This window comes from Legionella moravica DSM 19234, from assembly GCF_000423305.1.
GTDB lineage: Bacteria > Pseudomonadota > Gammaproteobacteria > Legionellales > Legionellaceae > Legionella > Legionella moravica.
Window position 1 is genome coordinate 100,135 of sequence record NZ_AUHS01000015.1, and the last position, 17,384, is coordinate 117,518.

Here is a 17,384-nt window from a genome sequence, read left to right on the forward strand (position 1 = left end):
TAAAAGGGTGGGTAAAACCCACCCGGGACTGGTTGTTTAATCACCACTTGTGACGGAAATTTGAGATGCAGTACCTTGAGCTTTAATCATGGGATTATACATTGACTCAGCAAAAGCCGGAGGTACGATGTAGGTTCCAGGATTGACTGCCTTAATTTTGTATACTATTTCTCTTGCGGTAGAGTCGACACTGCCAAAGTAATTGACTCTGTCTTCGCGCGCATCAGAATAATCCATAGTGTCTGTTTTGACTGAGTCTCTGACTACCTCAAATCCGCCAGGCAGCAGATCTTCTATCACGATATTGGAGTGATAATTATTATCCAGAGAACGAATTTGGATATGAACTTCAATTTCACTACCTAATGTGGTTGACTGGATCACAGTACCTTTTTCATCTCGATATTCCCTGTAAAGTTCAATGCCTTGTTTTAACGGAGTGGAGGGTAGCGTTTTATCAAAACCAGCTTGTACCAGTTGATAAAAGTATGTGAGCTTTTCAGGATTATTAAAACTGATTTGTTTGACATCAGCGTCTACAGCCAGCTTCTGATAATTCGCCTGTTCAGCCGGTATGGATTTAGTTTGGTTATTGACTAATACCTCGTTGATTGACAGGGTCGGGGAAGTCGTAGAGTCTACCTGAGGGTAAGCAGCTAAAGCCAAACTGGCATAACCGGATAATACAGTATTGATGTCGTCACTACTTATTGCTTGCACTAATTGCATCAGCACTTTATCACCTACTTGTGGCAGCACGCTCGGAAAGTGTTTTGCAACGATATACAGATATTGCGCATCAGCAACGTTGCTGTCATAAAAATCACTATCATAAGCGTTTTTGCTTTGTGTTTGGTACAGACTAATCAAGCGAGCTGCATCATTGTAGCTTTTTAATAGTTGATAGGACGCAGCGATATATACCGCGGTGATGTCCTTTTTCCAGGCTTGGGAACTGTCTTTTTGTAAGTACAACTGCAAATTAGCCAGGTAATTGGTTGTTACAATCTCATTTCGGGTTAAAATGTAGATGGCATAAGCTTGAATTCGCGCTGCATCCATATCCGATACATTTTGTCTGGCCAACTCCGTGAGATAATTTATTCCATTAAAGAAGAGTTCACTTGGTACGTTAAATCCTTGACCTCTGGCTTCAGTCAAAAAATGCATTGCGTAGACTGATGCAAAATTGTTCCCTTGATTATCTCCCAAACCAGGCCAGTAACTAAAACCACCGTTGGACATTTGCCTTTGGCTCAGCATCTGGATGGCCGCATTCACCTTTTCATTGATTTGGTTGCGGTCCTTGGTAAACCAGCTTTGACTGTTCATAGCAATTAAAGGTAAGGCTTTACTTGTTAACTGTTCAGTACAACCGTAAGGGAAATTATCCAGATAGCGCTGTAATCCAAATACCAGAATTAATGGACTGGTTGATATTGTTGCATCAACAGTACGGTATTCCGGGTAGAGGGTCTGCATGATATTCAGCGTTTTAGCAGGATCTTTAGATTGACCGCTTTCTATATGAGTAAAGAAGGGTGTAGCTGGCCTTACACTGAGTGTTGCATCCATTGAGCTGGATTTGTCTCCGGCGTTGGCAGTAAAGGTTACCTTTGCAGATCCTAATGATGATTTTGCACGTAATTTAAAGTGAACTGACTGTTCACGTCCTTCTCGGATTTCCAGGGTTTTTTGGGCGTCACCAATAATTTCCAGCTCAGGGGTGGTAGTTAAGCTGATTTTAATTTCAGTATGATCGCCTGAATCCTTGATATTGTTTGCAACGCTGGAGCTGATTTCAAATTCGTCTCCGGGGGCTACAAATGTTGGTACATTGGGATTGATGATAAAATCACCTCGTACTTCTGAGGTTGTATCATTTGCACCAACAGAATCTGCGGACACAGCGACAGCCATAACCCTTATCGCTCCATTAAAATAATTGGGAACCTGATAAGTTAACTGACGGGTGTTCTCGTCGGTATCTATGATTCCTGACCAGTAGACTACTGGTAAATCCGTTTTTCTTTTGAACGGATTGAGCCTGCTGGCCAAATCGGATTCGCCGTCGTCTCCTCCTGCAGCAGACCATTCTCTATCCTGAATGAATTTAGGTAATATTTGATCGACTGTTTGCTGCGTAAAGACTTCTAATGCGTGTTTTTGAAAGAAGAAGGACAGCGGATCAGGGGTAATGTACCTTCCTACCTGTAAAATTCCTTCATCAACAGCATAGACAATAATTTTTCCTGGTTTATCTGTATGATAGTCTATGGTCAATGCTTCACCAGGACGAACAACCTTGGGAGTATTCAGTTCAATTTTAATATCATGATCGTCATGACTTACAGTGAAGGGGACTACACTGTAACTTAGTGGACTAATAAATAACTCCGGAGACTCCCAATCCCGAACGAATGCGACATTGATGTATCCATTTCCCTGGAAGTCTGCAGGGATGTGAATGGTTTGCACTGAGTTTGTTGTTTCAGTTTTAAACCATTGTGCCGCATAAACTTTATCTCGCTCGATGGTGATTAACCCTGAGCCGGTATAGGGGGCGGTAATCTGAATTTCAATGTCTTCATTTGCCTGATATTCATCTTTATTCAGTTTAATTGACAACTCAGCATTCTTTGCAAGAGGTTGCTGACTTGAGCCGACAACACTGAATTTTAATTGGCTAAGAACAGTATTATCCTTATCAAGAATATTTAATGAGTAATCGCCAATCTGTTGGGTGGGTAGGGAATAATCAGTTCCTTGTTCACTAACAGTGAAGGGATCTGTTTTGACAACTGTTGATTGAATAATGGATTGATATTGGTACGTGCCATCCGCTTTTTTAACCAGAGTTGTGACCGGATGCAGTGAAATGAGCTGTATTTTTAAATCCTGTACCTCTTCCTTGGTTAGTTGAGGATTAATGGCTATATAACGTACGGTTCTGGTGCCGTTTTGTTTGATAAATGATAAATCACCATCAGGTTTGTACCCAATAAAATAGGCGAGCGGGCTGATTAAGGCTTTTGATTGAGTGGTTACACTTCGACCACCTTCGGCTTCAAAACCTTCGGCAAAAAAGGTCAGCTTATAGGTTGCCTTGTCAAAGCGATCAAGATGCAAATCAAACTCAGCATTTCCCTGTTCATCGGTTTTTGCATCAGGCAGGGATTCCGTAAAAACCTTGGGTGGTTTTTTGGGATCGTAGAGTGGATCTGCGAAGAGGTAATCCGGATAGTCATCAAAATTAATTTCCTGCGGGGTCAGTAAAATATTGGCACTGATTTTTCTATCAGTAGCAGGAGCTCCATATAAATTCCAGAGACTGACATGCGCTTTTAATCGATCAGGTGAGCTCCAGCCATCTGAGGGCTTGGGGGTTAGATTAGAGCTTATCCTCATTCTGTCGGGCTGGAATTCTGATACATTAACACTGGTAGAGCCTAAAAGATTCTGTGGGTGTCCGTCCTTTACGAGAAAGAGATTGACCATATACTGCCCGGTAGGGGACGTTTGCGAAGTCGCGAAGTCAAGCTCCATATATCCGGTATCATTCAGCAGCAATCGTTCATCTTTAATCGTTGTTCCTCGTGAGTCAACAATGGTTGCCTGCAGGGGCAAGCCTGCTGGCTGTGCCTGAGCATAAGCCTGTTTAACTATCATTCCTATATGAACCGTATCTCCTGGTCGGTAGATTCCCCTGTCTGAGAATAAATAGGCACTTACACTCTGCGTGTCCTGGTTGTAGGTATAGATACCGCCGATATCAAATTTGGAAAAATTCAATTGGCGATTGTAATTGCTGTATGGAATAAACGATACATCACTATTGAGGCTAGCAAGGTAGACGGTAGGCTCTCTATCTTCGACAAAATCTCTTAAGGATGGGAAGTTGGCTCGCCCCTGATCATCCGTGATGCGCGTCAGGATTGGTAAACCATTTTTTCCTAATATTGTCACTGTGGCCCCAGCTACAGGTGCTCCCTGAGTGATGGAGTTAATAAATACATCGTGGGTCCCGTCGTTGTTGTCTTTGACTATCATTCCCATGTCAGTGATCAGGATTAAACGGCTGGCTTTGACATCAAGAGGGTATTTATTAGCCACGTCCCATCCTGTTGCCTGTAATAAAAAGAGACCCTGAGGTCCGGTGGCATTAGCATCAAGTGATAAATACTTACCTAAATCAAGAGCGGTATATTGTTGTTTGGTTAAATCACTACTATAGAATGGCTGAATTTCAGAGTAGATCTGACTGATATTCTGTTGATTGAATGTTGGGTTGATGAAGTAGGGGTTATTAAAATCACCTTGAGTTTGTGTCACCAGTTGATTGATGTTTTCCGGCAATACTCGTGCAAACTCGAATTTTACAGCAGGTACACCACGGACGAGTACGGATAATTTTTTCTCCCCGCTTAATGCCAACAGGGAACCTTTGTGAAGGAAACTGATTTCTTTGGGGTATTCTGGAACTGGAATAACGGCCGAATAATCAGCGTTCAAGCTGAACTCCCCAAATCCTTTCATTCCCTTGTCTATTTTAATAAAAATATATCTCGGGCTTTGCGCAACAAATTTAAAACTGTGAAGAGTTGAGTAATTTTGTTCTGATGGTATGGTCACTTTTGACAACGGAGTTGCCAGAGCAAGGATGTTATTGGTTACTTCACCTGGATTTTGCCATTGATAATTGGGTTTTGCTGCTTCTATGGAGTTTGCCGGATAATCTTGCGGCAGCAAATAAACGTGAACGGATTTATTAAACTCAGTTTCATTAACCCCCAAAGTGGTTTCTACAGTGAGAACCTGTTCAGGTCTGTCTTTCTCATTTCGAATTATTGATGCTGACGCTGAAAGTACTTTGAGAAAGTTGGTTGCATCTGGAATGATCAGACTTGAGTCTATTTTAGATTTTAGCGTTGCTGAATTTGTTGAAGAGGCAACATTTTTATCCAGGGTCAGAGTGACCAATTGCGCTATTTTTTTTATGTTAATGTTTTCAGAATGCAGGTATGCGATGCGTTTGTGTTCATCAAATGTATAGGTGAATTTTAGCGGTTCTCCACTTTTGTGTGTCGCACCTTGTTGTCCATCCTGAAGTGTTAATACAGTATTCTTCTCAAGGCTTTCTGGATTGACTGAAAAATTGAATTGCAGAGTCGCCTCTGCTGTTCTGTGCTCTGAATCAACTGGATCCTGGTAAAATCTTAATTCAGAGATTGTCGCTTCGAAAGGTTTCGTTGAAAAGGAGACATCATAGTCTTCCATTTTTGTTGTTGATGAAAAGAAGTTTTTAGCAAAATGAATGGTGTATTTTTGACCGGCGGGCCAGTCCTCTGAGGGGATAAATACTAACTGGCTGTCGCTATTCCAACTCCACTCACCAGGCATTGCGGGGGTCATTTCTATGCCATCTGTGACTGTTTTTCCTATCAGGTTGATTGGAGCCACTGATTGAGTAATGAAATCATTAGTTTTGATGCCGAAATCAATGATAAGATTATTGGGCGTTAGTGTTTCTTCATTTGCAGTGATATCGGGTATCGTAATCGATGCCGAAGTATAAACGGGCTTGGGCTGGTTTTTGTACCAGTAGGTTGCGTAAGTACCACTCAAGATTAACGCGACAATCAATAGAGTTGTTCCCCAAAATGACTTGGGGGAATGGTGCGCTTTTTGGCATAAGTTGGCTAACCATGGTGGGCTATTCCAGTTTAACTTACCGAACACGGAAGTAAACATTGAACCGATGAAATTCAAAACTGAAGAAATTGGATTTTTGTTCATGATTTTAGTTGTTCCCACCAGGCCTGTCTGGTCGTTGGTTTGATATGAGTAAATCGTGCCTATTAATTGCCATTCGATTAAAAAATAATCGAATTAAACTCTGTTTCGTGTAATTGATATAAAAATTGATTATAATTCAACCTTTAAAATGCACAATATCAATTATGAAAAAAATAATCAAAAGCATTAGCATAATCTTTGTTTCACTGTTTGTCAGTGGCTATTTGATATTATTTTTTTCATCCAAACCTTTATTACTCGACGGGATCAGTTTTTCCAATGCGGTGTACGATGATCAACATCGATTATTGAGATTAACTTTAAGTCAAGATGACAAATACCGTCTGTTTACACCTTTGTCCGATATCTCCAGTGAATTAGTGGAGGCTACTTTATTACAAGAGGATCAGTATTTTCGTTGGCACCCTGGAATTAATCCTTTTTCCTTGTTTAAAGCTGTTTGGCAAACTTATGGCGTTCAATCTCGTCGAGTAGGCGCTTCTACCATCACCATGCAGGTCGCGCGGATGAGGTTTGGAATCAACTCCAAAACCATTTCCGGTAAGTTAATGCAAATATTCAGAGCAATGCAATTGGAAATGCATTACAGCAAAGATGAGTTGCTTGAAGCGTATTTGAATTTGGCTCCTTATGGAGGAAATGTCGAGGGAGCAGGGGCGGCAAGTTTGGTCTATTTTAATAAATCAGTTAATGAACTCAGCCTTCCTGAATCACTGACACTCAGTATTATCCCTCAGAATCCAGGAAAAAGAACACCGGATAACAAAGGTTTAAAAACAATTCGAGATCATTTATACAGCAGGTGGCTGGTAAAACACCCTGAAGATAGCAATAAAAGTGAGACTTTTAATCTGCCGATGGTCATGCGGAAAGCAGGTAATTTGCCCTTTACGGCACCTCATTTTGTCAACATGGTGTTGAGTGATCCGTCCGAACATCAACAAAGCATTGATTCTTCTCTGGACTCAAGAGTACAGATCATAATTAATCGAGTAACCAAAAATTATTTAGCGAGAAAAAAATCTGTCGGTGCTTATAACGCCTCTGTGCTTTTAGTCGATACACGCGACATGACGGTCAAAGGTTTGCTGGGATCTGCCGATTTTTTTAGTAAAAAGATTAGCGGACAGATCAATGGTATTGACATAAAACGCTCCCCTGGATCCACCTTAAAGCCGTTTATTTATGGTTTGGCTTTGGATCAAGGATTAATTCATCCTGACACGGTTTTAAAAGATGTTCCGCACAGTTTCAATGGATATAATCCCGAAAATTTTGATTATGAGTTCATGGGGCCCGTGAAAGCTAAAGACGCCCTGGTATTAAGTCGAAACATTCCAGCGGTTTATCTTTCAAGTCAATTGACCAACCCAACCTTGCATCAATTATTGGAGAAAGCACAGGTGAGTCATTTAAAACCGGAATCTTATTACGGTTTATCACTCAATCTGGGGGGCGTTGAATTAACGATGAGAGAGTTGGTCGGGTTGTATGCCATGCTGGTTAATGATGGCCTGTGGTATCCTATTCAACTTCATCATGCAGAAAAGAAAGGCACTGGCCGTAGACTGCTCAGTCCTGAGGCAAGTTTTCTGGTTTTGGATATGTTAAAAAGCGCTCCTCACGGTGATTTTGGTACTAAACCGTCTTTACATCTCCCTGTGTCATGGAAAACGGGTACGTCTTCAGGTTATAGAGATGCTTGGGCTGTCGGTGCCTTTGGTCCGTATGTTATGGCTGTGTGGATTGGCAATTTTGACAATAAAGCCAATCCTGCTTTTGTAGGAAAGGACATAGCTGCACCATTATTTTTTGAGTTGATTGATGCTATTAAACATGAACGAGGTCCTTTACCCATTATTGCCAAAAATCCCGGCTTGATGAATCTTGAGAAAGTAGAAGTATGCAAAGCTTCGGGGATGCTACCTACACGTTATTGTCACGATACAGAATGGACCTGGTTCATCCCGGGCAAATCACCAATTAAAACGGATACAATATTTAGAGAAGTGGCAATCAATAGCAGAACCGGCTTACGTACGTGCCATATTGATGAATTTACACGCTTTGAAATTTTTGAATTCTGGCCTTCTGATTTATTAAAAATTTTTAAGCGCGCAGGAATACAACGGCGTACCCCTCCTTTTTTTGAAGCAGATTGTGCTTTGTCCGGAAACTCTGGAATGAATCCGCAAATCACGTCACCGCAGGCGGGCATAAGCTATGTGATTCGCGCCAATTCTCAGTTAAATAATAAAATCCCTTTGTCAGCAGTTAGTGATGCAGGCATTGCTCATGTATATTGGTTTATTAATGAAACATTTGTTGCTAAAACCAGGGCGGGACAGACGTTTCTTTGGGACGCGAAGCCTGGTCACTATGTAGTTCGAGTTGTGGATGATCATGGTTTGTCTGATGCACGCGACATTCATGTTCTTATGGATACCTGAAAAAAATTGGCCATTGAACAGACCAAATATCTTATGATTCACGCTCAATGATACCGCTTCTGATTGGTATTGGGTTATAGCATGGGGCTATCAATAGGATGTATTGTTTTTTCAGTAATGGATCGACCCTCATTGAAACCTTCGATTTCTTCATCGAACTCAAGAGAGTGTTCTGGAATCGATTTAACAAATTCAACCATTGCAAAAGACAATGGAGTGGGTTGAGACATTGCGTCTGTGTGATTCTCAATGTCTTGTACAAGGGAATAGATCCCCTTAATTGTCAGCAAAAAGGCTATAAAATCAATTATATATCCAAACTCAGCTTCAATCCCTGCAAAAAACAGGACCCACCGTGCCATTTGAAGAAAAGTCAGTGTGTCTACTGCTCCACCAATATAGATTGCCGGGATTGGCTTAATTCGATGTCTAAAAAAGGACGATAGTTGAAGATAATTTTTATATTCTGCTTTATTGGAATCAGTTGTCAGAAGATTTTGAGTCGCATCCAAGACATCCGTACACATTTTTAAACGGTGAGGGCGTTTATTAATGCGTTGGATTGTCTCAGCAACAATGATTTGGGTTTGAATCCGACGGTTAGGATTAATCTCTAATTTAATATGTCGATGTAATTGATGAACCAGACTGGTAAATTGAGAGTTGAGTTCGCTGTTTGTTAGTTGTTGAATTTTATATCGTCTGGCCGCATCAAATAAGGTGAGCGGTGTTAAAGTAACACCTGGAATTCTTAAAATGAGGGAAGTCTCAATAATACGTCCAAACTGTATCCAGGGTAAAGCCAGGTCAATTCCGGCTAGTTTTAATGCAAACCGTGCGCCATTGGCGCAATTGTGAGTCAGCATGTGATAAAAGTCTGGATTATTGTATTCGGAATTAGAAAATTCTTCACAGAATCTGGCAAAGGGTACCGAGCTTTCAAAGGTAACACAGTTATCATTGTCGTATTGATGCTTTGGTAAGGTGCCGTGACTCAGACTAGGTTCATCTTTGTTATGCCATATTTTAACCAAATGCATGTCATTGAATAAAGGTTCATTAATATGGGCTTGAGCATAGATTTGGGCGCAGGTACCGAGACTTACCACGTTAAGCATTATATACAATGGACTACATCCTTTGTTATGGCAATAAAAAAACATATGATATAAAACCAGAACAAATTCGTCAATTTTTGTGTTTCAGTTCTCCCTCAGTGGGCGCTAAAAGGGTTTTGCAATCGCAAGTAGTGTCGTAAAGGTTAATCTGAATGAACGCACTTTATTTTAACCCCCTCTCCCTAACCCTCTCCCCCACGCTACGCGCGGTGGAGAGGGAATTTGATTGAAAACCCTTTCCACGTTACGCGTGGTGGAGAGGGAATTTGATTGAAAACCCTTTCCACGTTACGCGTGATGGAAAGGTGATTGGATCGAAAGTAGCTCCATTTCCCCTGACATTAGTGCGTTTTCGCGAGGATGACAGGATTTTTCCTTGATTGAGTTAGCAAAGGGTTGTGAACAAAATAAATAACGGTGGGGATTATTGCATTGTCACAGGGGGCTTGGCATCACATCGATTAAACCGCTGCCCCAGGAACTGCAACTGGATCATAAGGTTGTTTGGAGAACTCACTCGGTAGCCAACCCGCGCCTAAAGTACCATCGTATAATACTTCCAGATACAATGCAGCCATACACAGATCTTGATGAGACGATAACCCACAGGTTATTTCATTAAAGAGTAGTGCTGTTTGAATTCCTAATTCTGCGCCTGCTATGGCGAATTGAACTAAATGAATTATTTTTTCAGGAATTTTAGTATCCGCACGAAACAGGGAATAGAAGGAGGTAATGCATTGACCCAGTTTTGTAGCAATCACGGCATAGGGTTGTTTTTGAAAGGTATAAGAGATCAGCTGTGTCCCCGCGTTAACACGCTCCGCATTACGATGACCTGTAGTCGAGGTGTAGGGGTTCATCGTCATTGCACCTAAACAATCAGTTAACCATTGAGGCATATTTTTCCTTAAATATGTATGTAAAACGAATGTGCACAATATCATAATCGACCAAGTTTTCAAGAGGATACAACAGAAGATTTGTTTATATATTTTGCTCTTTGATCAACAGGTTCTGCGTGGTTTTTATTGGGTCGTTGAGTATTTTTTTATAATCCAATGTCTGTCTTTTTATCTGAACTTTATAGTGCTAATCTATGCATACACGCTTAGGATTAACGAAAACGGTTTTATCTCATCGTGAAAGGGATTTTAAATTCTGCTACTGAGTCTCTCTAAACGTTTAAAAATGAGTATTTTTGTCACTCAAATCGTTTTTCTTAATTCTATATTTTGCTTGAATTTTATAGAGAGTTTATGACCGTAGAACTTGCATCAACACGCCGAATCGCATCCCTGGATGTTTTTCGTGGCCTAACGATTGTATTGATGATTTTAGTGAACAGTCAGGGAAACGAATATGCATACCCGATCCTGGAACATGCTGCGTGGAATGGTTGTACTTTTGCAGACCTTGTGTTTCCGTTTTTTCTGTTTATCGTAGGCTTAACCAGTGTGATCAGTTTAAACAAGAATAAAATGAATCAGGATGCTCCTCTATATAGAGCAATACTCCGGCGCAGCATTCTTTTATTTGCTTTGGGTGTTTTTTTAAATATTTTCCCTAAATACATCGATATAAGCTCTTTACGAGTTTATGGTATTTTACAGCGAATTGCTGTGTGCTATCTGGTAAGCAGTATCATTTATTTAAAAGCCAGCACCAAAGTGCAAACTCTGATTTTTCTCGCTATTTTGTGGTTTTATTGGTTTATGATGACTCAGGTGCCAGTTCCAGGTTATGGAGCGAATCACTTCACCGTTGAAGGGACTTGGGTTGCTTATTTTGATCAACTGATTTTTTCAAGTGCTCATTTATATGGAACAGTTTATGATCCTGAAGGATTTTTTAGTACGATCCCATCGATAGCGACTACCTTATCTGGTGTGTTAACGGGTAGTTTGTTGCTCAATTCCATGAGTAACCAAAAGAAATTTTATGCGATGATGCTTTTTGGAATAATTTTTTTATTGCTGGGCTGGTTTTGGAATTATAGTTTTCCCATTAATAAAAATTTATGGACCAGTTCTTTTGTTTTATGGACGAGCGGATTTGCTTTAATCGTTTTTGCATTGTGTTATTTGATTGTCGACATTTTAAACTGTCAATGTTGGGCATTGCCTTTTAAAATATTTGGTATGAACGCTATATTTGCGTTTACTTTTCATGTTCTATTATTAAAACTGCAATTCTTTTTTTATTTTATTTTAAAAGATGGCAGTAAAGGCAATATGAAAGCCATGCTCACAGAATATTGGTTTGGCTATTACAGTCCACCTAATGCTGCTTTATTCTATTCCCTTCTGTTTCTATTGATTAATTTTATTGTGGTTTCATTTTTATATAAGAGAAAAATATTTTTTCGTATTTAAACCAAAGTTAACTCTTAACCACGCCATAAATTACATGATTTCATACGACAACCTACGTAGACTGCAAAAGATGCAGTACGTAGGGTATAAGTGATGAATCGTGATCGGGGATGAATCAGTTTAATTGAGGAGAGTATAGTTCGCTTTCAATTGGCTCATTCTTTTTATCTGTCTTTTGAGCGGAAAATAAATCCTCTTTTAAGGGGATGTGTTCTTTAACCGGTGATTGCGCTTCAAGTAAGGGTTCTGGATCAGTTGCTTTAATTTGTTTGAAGAATCTATCAATTAAAGGTTCAAGACCATCGATATGTTCCTGAATTTGAATTTTATAAATGATTCCAAATATGGTATCGGTGTGGAAATTAAGATTTACTGAAACCAAACTTGAATTTGCCATGATTGCGTCGCCCAGCATTTTAAATTGATCTATGGTGGTTTTCTGAACGAAATTAAGCTCCTCCAATTGACATTCTGGATCCTTTAAAAAAGAACAGAATGCGTTGATGGTGTCGTTTGAAAGGCCGTATCGGCAGTTATGCGACATGCTTATGGAAGTAATTTGTCTATTGGATTTAAGTAATTCAATGATGGATTGCACACCTTCGTTCTCAATGTAATTATAATCAATAATTAATTTTTCGATGTGTTTTGTGTGGGTTAATGCTTGAGCTAATTTGTGAGCATCATCTGCCATATACGCATTATGGGTTAGATCCAGCTCGAGCAGTTTTTCAGGATTATGAGCGAGATAGGTGCATAATTCATCGATATTCAAACGGCTCAGATTATTTTTCGATAAATCCAGATACGCTAATTTAGAACAGTGCTTAAGCGAATTGATTAATTGAGGATTGGCAATTTGTCCTATATTGGTGTTGGTCATCGTCAGCAACATTAAGCCAGTATTGGATTTTAATACATGGTCTAATAATGAGATATCGCTAACTTCAAATAACATGTCATCCAGCATTAAAACTCTGAGTCCATGAGTTTGTTTTAGATAATGCAATACATCTTTGCCAAATGACATTCCTCTAAGTCTTAGATCAACAAGCGTCGTATTATGATTTGTTTTATCCAGAATTGGCAGATTGGCGTTTTTTTCTACTGCAAAATTTAAATCCAAAGTATGAAGAAGAGGTGATTTTTGCAGATTTTTAGAAAAACGATATGACTGACTTGTGCTTGCGGGTGTTTCAACCGGTTCTAAATCAACGACTAATTGACTGAGCAATGGTTTGCCTTTTACCATATTAACCAGTGCATCATAAACCAGGTGATACATCGCCCTGACCTGGCGGTTACTGAAATAATTCATGACACTAAAAATCAGATTATCTCGAGATCTCAGATGAATTTCTGAACCTTCAATTGCGAATTTAAGCCGGGTTAACTGATTATTTTTACTGATTGCTTTGCTTAATTCAATTAATCCCCTAAGGTTTTCTTCGGTTACATACAAAGACAGTTCGATATCAGTAAGGGGTGTTCTACGTAAATATTCTGATAAAAAAACGATATCATCATAGGTTAAGGGATTAGCCAGTTTGAGATCGGATGTTTTGAACGAACCATTTTTTGTTGCACTGATACACTTCGCCATTGAAATTGTTAGCATCATTACTCCTCACAAATCCTTTTGAATTGAAATAATAGAGAACAGATCTATCATCTACTTGTAAGGATAGGAAAGTAAATAGCTGGAAAGTACTTTATCACTATTTCTTTTTTGTAGTAAGGAAGTCTTTAAATAAAACGAAATCAGCCATGAGGCTGTAGATTGGATGTTTAAAGGTAGCTGGTTTGTTGTGTTCAAATACAAAATGGCCTATCCAGGCAAAACCATATCCAGCTATTAGGCCTGCTAAAAGCCATACACCGTTTAAAGTAATTACAAACAGGATAAGGCTCAGGATGAATAAAGACGTTCCTGTGTAGTGGAGGCCTTTACATATTGGATTCTGATGTTGGCTCAGGTAAAACACATAGAATTCTGAAAAATTCTTGAATTCTATGTGCTCAGGAGTTTTATTACTCGTAGTCATCTCGAGCCTCCAACAAATCCTGAATTGGTTTGGGAAGTATGCCTCTAATTTTATGGGTTAATAGCTTTTCATTTTTTTGCCATAAAATGCCTAAATAAATAATTCCAAATCCAATTGCAGTTAAGGCTACTGGAAACAGGTAGCTTAAGTTAAAGACTTGAAAGGCAAGATATCCCAGATAAAAACAGCATCCTAATGCCCCAAATATAACGAATACTTTTCGGCTGAGAATGACGCCAGTAAGAACCATCAGTACATTGATGCACATATATATAAATTTAGACAACTCACTGTCTGAATGTTGGCAGGTTAGTCCACCCCAAAAGGTCATGACGCCAAAAATGTAAAGCCAGAATGCATAGTCCGCAGTTTGACTGGATCGGACATCAACCCAAAAAGCAATTAATACAGAAATAATACCAAAATACATGGAGACCATGGCACTGAGTTCATATGTATAGTGTTCTCCACCAATCATACTGGTCAGATCCATGGACATATACCAGAGAGTAACTGCAATGGGCATAATCATAAACGGGTAGCGGTATATCCAGGCCAAAATGATACCGGAAGCCAAAGTACCCAGTTCCATATAAATCCAGTTCCACTTAATATAAACGTGGTAATCATGGTAGACGCTATTATCAGGCCACCAGCCCATTCCTTGTTGTAAGCCATAAATAGCCAGCGGAGTAAGACAGATGACGAAGGTGGCACAAATACCGGCAGGTACATAATATCCTTTTTCATCCAAAGAATGGGTTAGTGATATGCCGAGAATGGCGTAGGATACTGACAAAAATAAAATGCCCCATCCTCCATAAAGTTCCCAGCCTAAATTCATGAACAGGGTCATTGCACCAATAGCGATTAGACCGCCGAAATAATAGAGCACATTGGTGAGGTTAAAACCTGGACTTTGTTCAGGAAGGTTTTTTACGAATTCAATTAATTTATCGGCTTGTTCTTGAGTAATAATCTGGGCATCTACTGCTTTGTCCATCATCGTCCGTGATATTTTCATTTTGGCTCCGTATGATGCAGTGTGGGATGTAATAATTAAATTATAGATGACAGATTATCGCATGAAATAATTTATATTATTTTTCTTTAAAATACGCATTCTAATCTACCCTCACCCTAACCCTCTCCCTGGGAGGGAGAGGGGATAAGGGGTAATATGTTCTCATTGCAAGAAAAATATAAAAAAGAAAGATGCTTTTAATTCCTAACCCTCTCCCTGAAAGGGAGAGGGAATAAGCGCGGTAACAATTGGCTTTTTGATAAAATAAGTCCAGGTGTTGTTCATGCCTCAAGAAGACTGGATTTTTTTCTTTGACTCCAGATCGGGATTAATACGATAAGAAATAAAAATACCCCTCCAGAGAGTGCATAGACGAATTGAGATTGAAATTGTAAGGAGGGCGGTGGTGTGAGGCTTACAATAAGGGTGATGATAACTCCGAGTAAGCCAAACCCTGCCGATCCTATTATTTTTATTTTAGAGGATGATTTTTGGGTGATGACCAATTTAATCGCGCTGATAAAAAGCAGCAGATACATTAGTAAATTAACCTGAGTCGCCGCATTGAGCATGATCCAGTAGGACGCGTTAAGTGAGGGAACTATCACAAATAAGGTACTGATGATTGAGACGCAGAGAGCCTGAAGGATCAACAATCGGGCTGGAGCTTTATTATGATTGACTTCTGTTAATCGGGTGTCTAAAAATCCTTCTCCTGCAGCAAAGCCTAATCCCTTGATTGGTGCGATTAGCCAATTATTAGCCGCCCCGATGCAGCCAATTGCAATCAGACCATTGATAATAACCGCCAATTGGCTGCAATGCATTTTAGTAAAAAATAATTGAATTAATTGAGGGATACTGCTGATGAAACTTAACTGTTGGGGTGGGATGATCATTGCCAGTATAATGGACCCGAATAACATGGAAAGGAATATGACAAATACCGAAATAAACACAGCCTTGGAAAATGCCCCGGGCTTACTGTCTTCTGCATGTACCGCTGCAAGTTCTATCCCGCAAAATGAAAGAATTATTGCCGTTAAAGAGGTCCAGGAGTAGGAGTTATTTTGTGGTAGAAGGTTTTGTTGAGGCTCTGTTTGAGTTAGCCACCAATATAATCCCATGATAATGATGAGGCTGAACGGTACCAATAATCCCATAATGGAACACAATGAATTGAAGCGACTGGACAGTTGAATTCCTTTTAAATTGATCCAGGTTAATCCCCAGATAAGGGTGATGATAATGAGAAAAAGCGCTGTTTTATTATCTACCAGGACGGGAGATACACTGTAAAGTAGGGTGCCCGCAATAAAGCTCAGTAAAGTAGGGTATATCAATACATTTTGAACGCATTGAAACCATATGGCTAAAAATGCAGAACGTTTGCCCAGTCCCTGTTTTACCCAACCATAAACACCTTGTTGTGATTGATTAGAAAACCACATTGAGACAACAGCGCAGGGGATTAAGAAAAACAATAATGCCAGAGTAAAATAGTTGACTAATTGACTTCCCGCTAATGCGGCTGCCGGTAAATTACGTATGCTGTCAACAGAGCATACCGTGATCAGAGTCAGGCTAAATACAGATAATCTTTTTTTCATTAAAATCTCAAAGACAAACAGCTTAAGCCACCATCAATTTTTTTGAATTCGCTGACGTCTATTTCGATACAGGGAAATCCAAGCGCACTGATTTGTTTTTTGGTTTTAGGATAACCTTGTGCCAAAAGAACCGTTCCATTAACCATGATGCAGTTCGCAGCATAGGCTTCATCTGGATCAATAATGATTTGTTTTAAATGATTGAACGAAGGATGATTCACTAATTCACCGCTAACCAGTAAATACCCTTGATCCAGATAACTTACGCCAGTTTTGAGGTGAAGAAATTCATTTAACTGGATCGTTGATGCTGAATAACCGCGTTCGGTCAGTTCATGAATCATTTGCCTTGCGCCTTCTTGATTGGTTCTGGCGGATAAACCAATATAGAAATGGTTATTCACATTGAGGATATCACCCGCTTCGATAGTGCCGGGAGACTGAATCCGAACAATATTACCTTTATAAAAGGTATTGATGGTTTCTTCTATTGCTTTAACCTCTCCTTGCCTTGAAATTGCACCTGGCAGGGTAAGAATCGCTGTTTGATTGGTTAATAAAGCAACGTCCTCAACAAAACAACTATCAGGAAATTCATCAATTGGAGGAAGTGCGGTGACTTCAAGCCCACATTGAGCCAAGGCATTGATGTAGTTTTGATGTTGAATGAGCGCTAACTCATAATCCGGGACTCCCAGTGTTGCAGAGGTGGTTAAACCATGAATCAGTGATGCAGAAGGGGTTCGTACAATAGCATTGTGAAACATGATTAACTCCCGGAAGAAAAAATTTATCTTATCATATTTTTTGATTGGTTAAACAGTGTGCTTATTAATTAGATATCTTGCCACGTAGAGTGGTGGGGTGAATTGTCAAAAGCCCTGCTGGTAAAGGGCTTGCAGATTTATGTTTTGAGTATGGATTTAGACCCAAAAGATGGTTATG

General features: G+C 39.7%; 10 protein-coding genes. 2 read left to right on the forward strand and 8 right to left on the reverse strand.

Annotation, left to right across the window (positions count from 1 at the left end; genetic code table 11):
• Window positions 1-36: 36 nt before the first annotated feature.
• On the reverse strand, window positions 37-5,796 hold the full coding sequence (locus G543_RS0104415; protein WP_028383467.1) for an alpha-2-macroglobulin: 5,760 nt from the start codon (window positions 5,794-5,796) through the stop codon (window positions 37-39).
• Window positions 5,797-5,960: 164 nt separating this feature from the next.
• On the opposite strand from G543_RS0104415, the gene pbpC reads away from it, so the two are divergent.
• Window positions 5,961-8,267, forward strand: coding sequence for a penicillin-binding protein 1C (pbpC, locus tag G543_RS0104420; RefSeq protein WP_028383468.1), 2,307 nt, complete (start codon window positions 5,961-5,963; stop codon window positions 8,265-8,267).
• Between the two features lie 74 nt (window positions 8,268-8,341).
• On the opposite strand, the gene G543_RS0104425 is transcribed toward pbpC, so the two are convergent.
• Entirely contained in the window at window positions 8,342-9,394 is a 1,053-nt protein-coding gene (locus tag G543_RS0104425) for a hypothetical protein (protein WP_133141362.1), read from the reverse strand.
• A 452-nt stretch (window positions 9,395-9,846) separates the two neighbouring features.
• The gene (locus G543_RS17030; RefSeq protein WP_035921405.1) at window positions 9,847-10,287 is read right to left on the reverse strand and encodes a hypothetical protein; all 441 of its coding nucleotides are present in this window, start codon (window positions 10,285-10,287) and stop codon (window positions 9,847-9,849) included.
• 357 nt (window positions 10,288-10,644) lie between these two features.
• Between G543_RS17030 and G543_RS0104435 the strand changes: the two genes are divergently transcribed.
• On the forward strand, window positions 10,645-11,760 hold the full coding sequence (locus tag G543_RS0104435; protein ID WP_028383470.1) for an acyltransferase family protein: 1,116 nt from the start codon (window positions 10,645-10,647) through the stop codon (window positions 11,758-11,760).
• A 115-nt stretch (window positions 11,761-11,875) separates the two neighbouring features.
• On the opposite strand, the gene G543_RS17035 is transcribed toward G543_RS0104435, so the two are convergent.
• The 5 genes from G543_RS17035 to G543_RS0104465 all read right to left on the reverse strand — a co-directional run bounded on the left by G543_RS17035 (window position 11,876) and on the right by G543_RS0104465 (window position 17,206).
• Window positions 11,876-13,381, reverse strand: coding sequence for a leucine-rich repeat domain-containing protein (locus G543_RS17035; RefSeq protein WP_147286847.1), 1,506 nt, complete (start codon window positions 13,379-13,381; stop codon window positions 11,876-11,878).
• A 97-nt stretch (window positions 13,382-13,478) separates the two neighbouring features.
• Window positions 13,479-13,805 (reverse strand): Mpo1-like protein, encoded by a 327-nt coding sequence (locus tag G543_RS0104445; protein ID WP_035921408.1) that lies wholly within the window; start codon window positions 13,803-13,805, stop codon window positions 13,479-13,481.
• Window positions 13,792-14,829, reverse strand: coding sequence for a hypothetical protein (locus G543_RS0104450; protein ID WP_028383472.1), 1,038 nt, complete (start codon window positions 14,827-14,829; stop codon window positions 13,792-13,794). The genes G543_RS0104445 and G543_RS0104450 overlap by 14 nt, the downstream gene beginning before the upstream one ends.
• A gap of 281 nt (window positions 14,830-15,110) precedes the next feature.
• Window positions 15,111-16,439 (reverse strand): APC family permease, encoded by a 1,329-nt coding sequence (locus G543_RS0104460; RefSeq protein WP_028383473.1) that lies wholly within the window; start codon window positions 16,437-16,439, stop codon window positions 15,111-15,113.
• Window positions 16,439-17,206 carry a dimethylarginine dimethylaminohydrolase family protein gene (locus tag G543_RS0104465; protein WP_028383474.1) on the reverse strand — a complete coding sequence of 256 codons (768 nt, stop codon included), beginning with the start codon at window positions 17,204-17,206 and terminating at the stop codon, window positions 16,439-16,441. Before G543_RS0104465 ends, G543_RS0104460 begins: the two co-directional genes overlap by 1 nt.
• Window positions 17,207-17,384: the final 178 nt, after the last annotated feature.

What these genes read in the sequence shown, in the direction of transcription:
- G543_RS0104415 (WP_028383467.1), bottom strand. Translation starts at nt 5,796, where the DNA reads ATGAACAAAAATCCAATTTCTTCAGTTTTGAATTTCATCGGTTCAATG.
- pbpC (WP_028383468.1), top strand. Translation starts at nt 5,961, where the DNA reads ATGAAAAAAATAATCAAAAGCATTAGCATAATCTTTGTTTCACTGTTT.
- G543_RS17030 (WP_035921405.1), bottom strand. Translation starts at nt 10,287, where the DNA reads ATGCCTCAATGGTTAACTGATTGTTTAGGTGCAATGACGATGAACCCC.
- G543_RS0104435 (WP_028383470.1), top strand. Translation starts at nt 10,645, where the DNA reads ATGACCGTAGAACTTGCATCAACACGCCGAATCGCATCCCTGGATGTT.
- G543_RS17035 (WP_147286847.1), bottom strand. Translation starts at nt 13,381, where the DNA reads ATGATGCTAACAATTTCAATGGCGAAGTGTATCAGTGCAACAAAAAAT.
- G543_RS0104445 (WP_035921408.1), bottom strand. Translation starts at nt 13,805, where the DNA reads ATGACTACGAGTAATAAAACTCCTGAGCACATAGAATTCAAGAATTTT.
- G543_RS0104450 (WP_028383472.1), bottom strand. Translation starts at nt 14,829, where the DNA reads ATGAAAATATCACGGACGATGATGGACAAAGCAGTAGATGCCCAGATT.
- G543_RS0104460 (WP_028383473.1), bottom strand. Translation starts at nt 16,439, where the DNA reads ATGAAAAAAAGATTATCTGTATTTAGCCTGACTCTGATCACGGTATGC.
- G543_RS0104465 (WP_028383474.1), bottom strand. Translation starts at nt 17,206, where the DNA reads ATGTTTCACAATGCTATTGTACGAACCCCTTCTGCATCACTGATTCAT.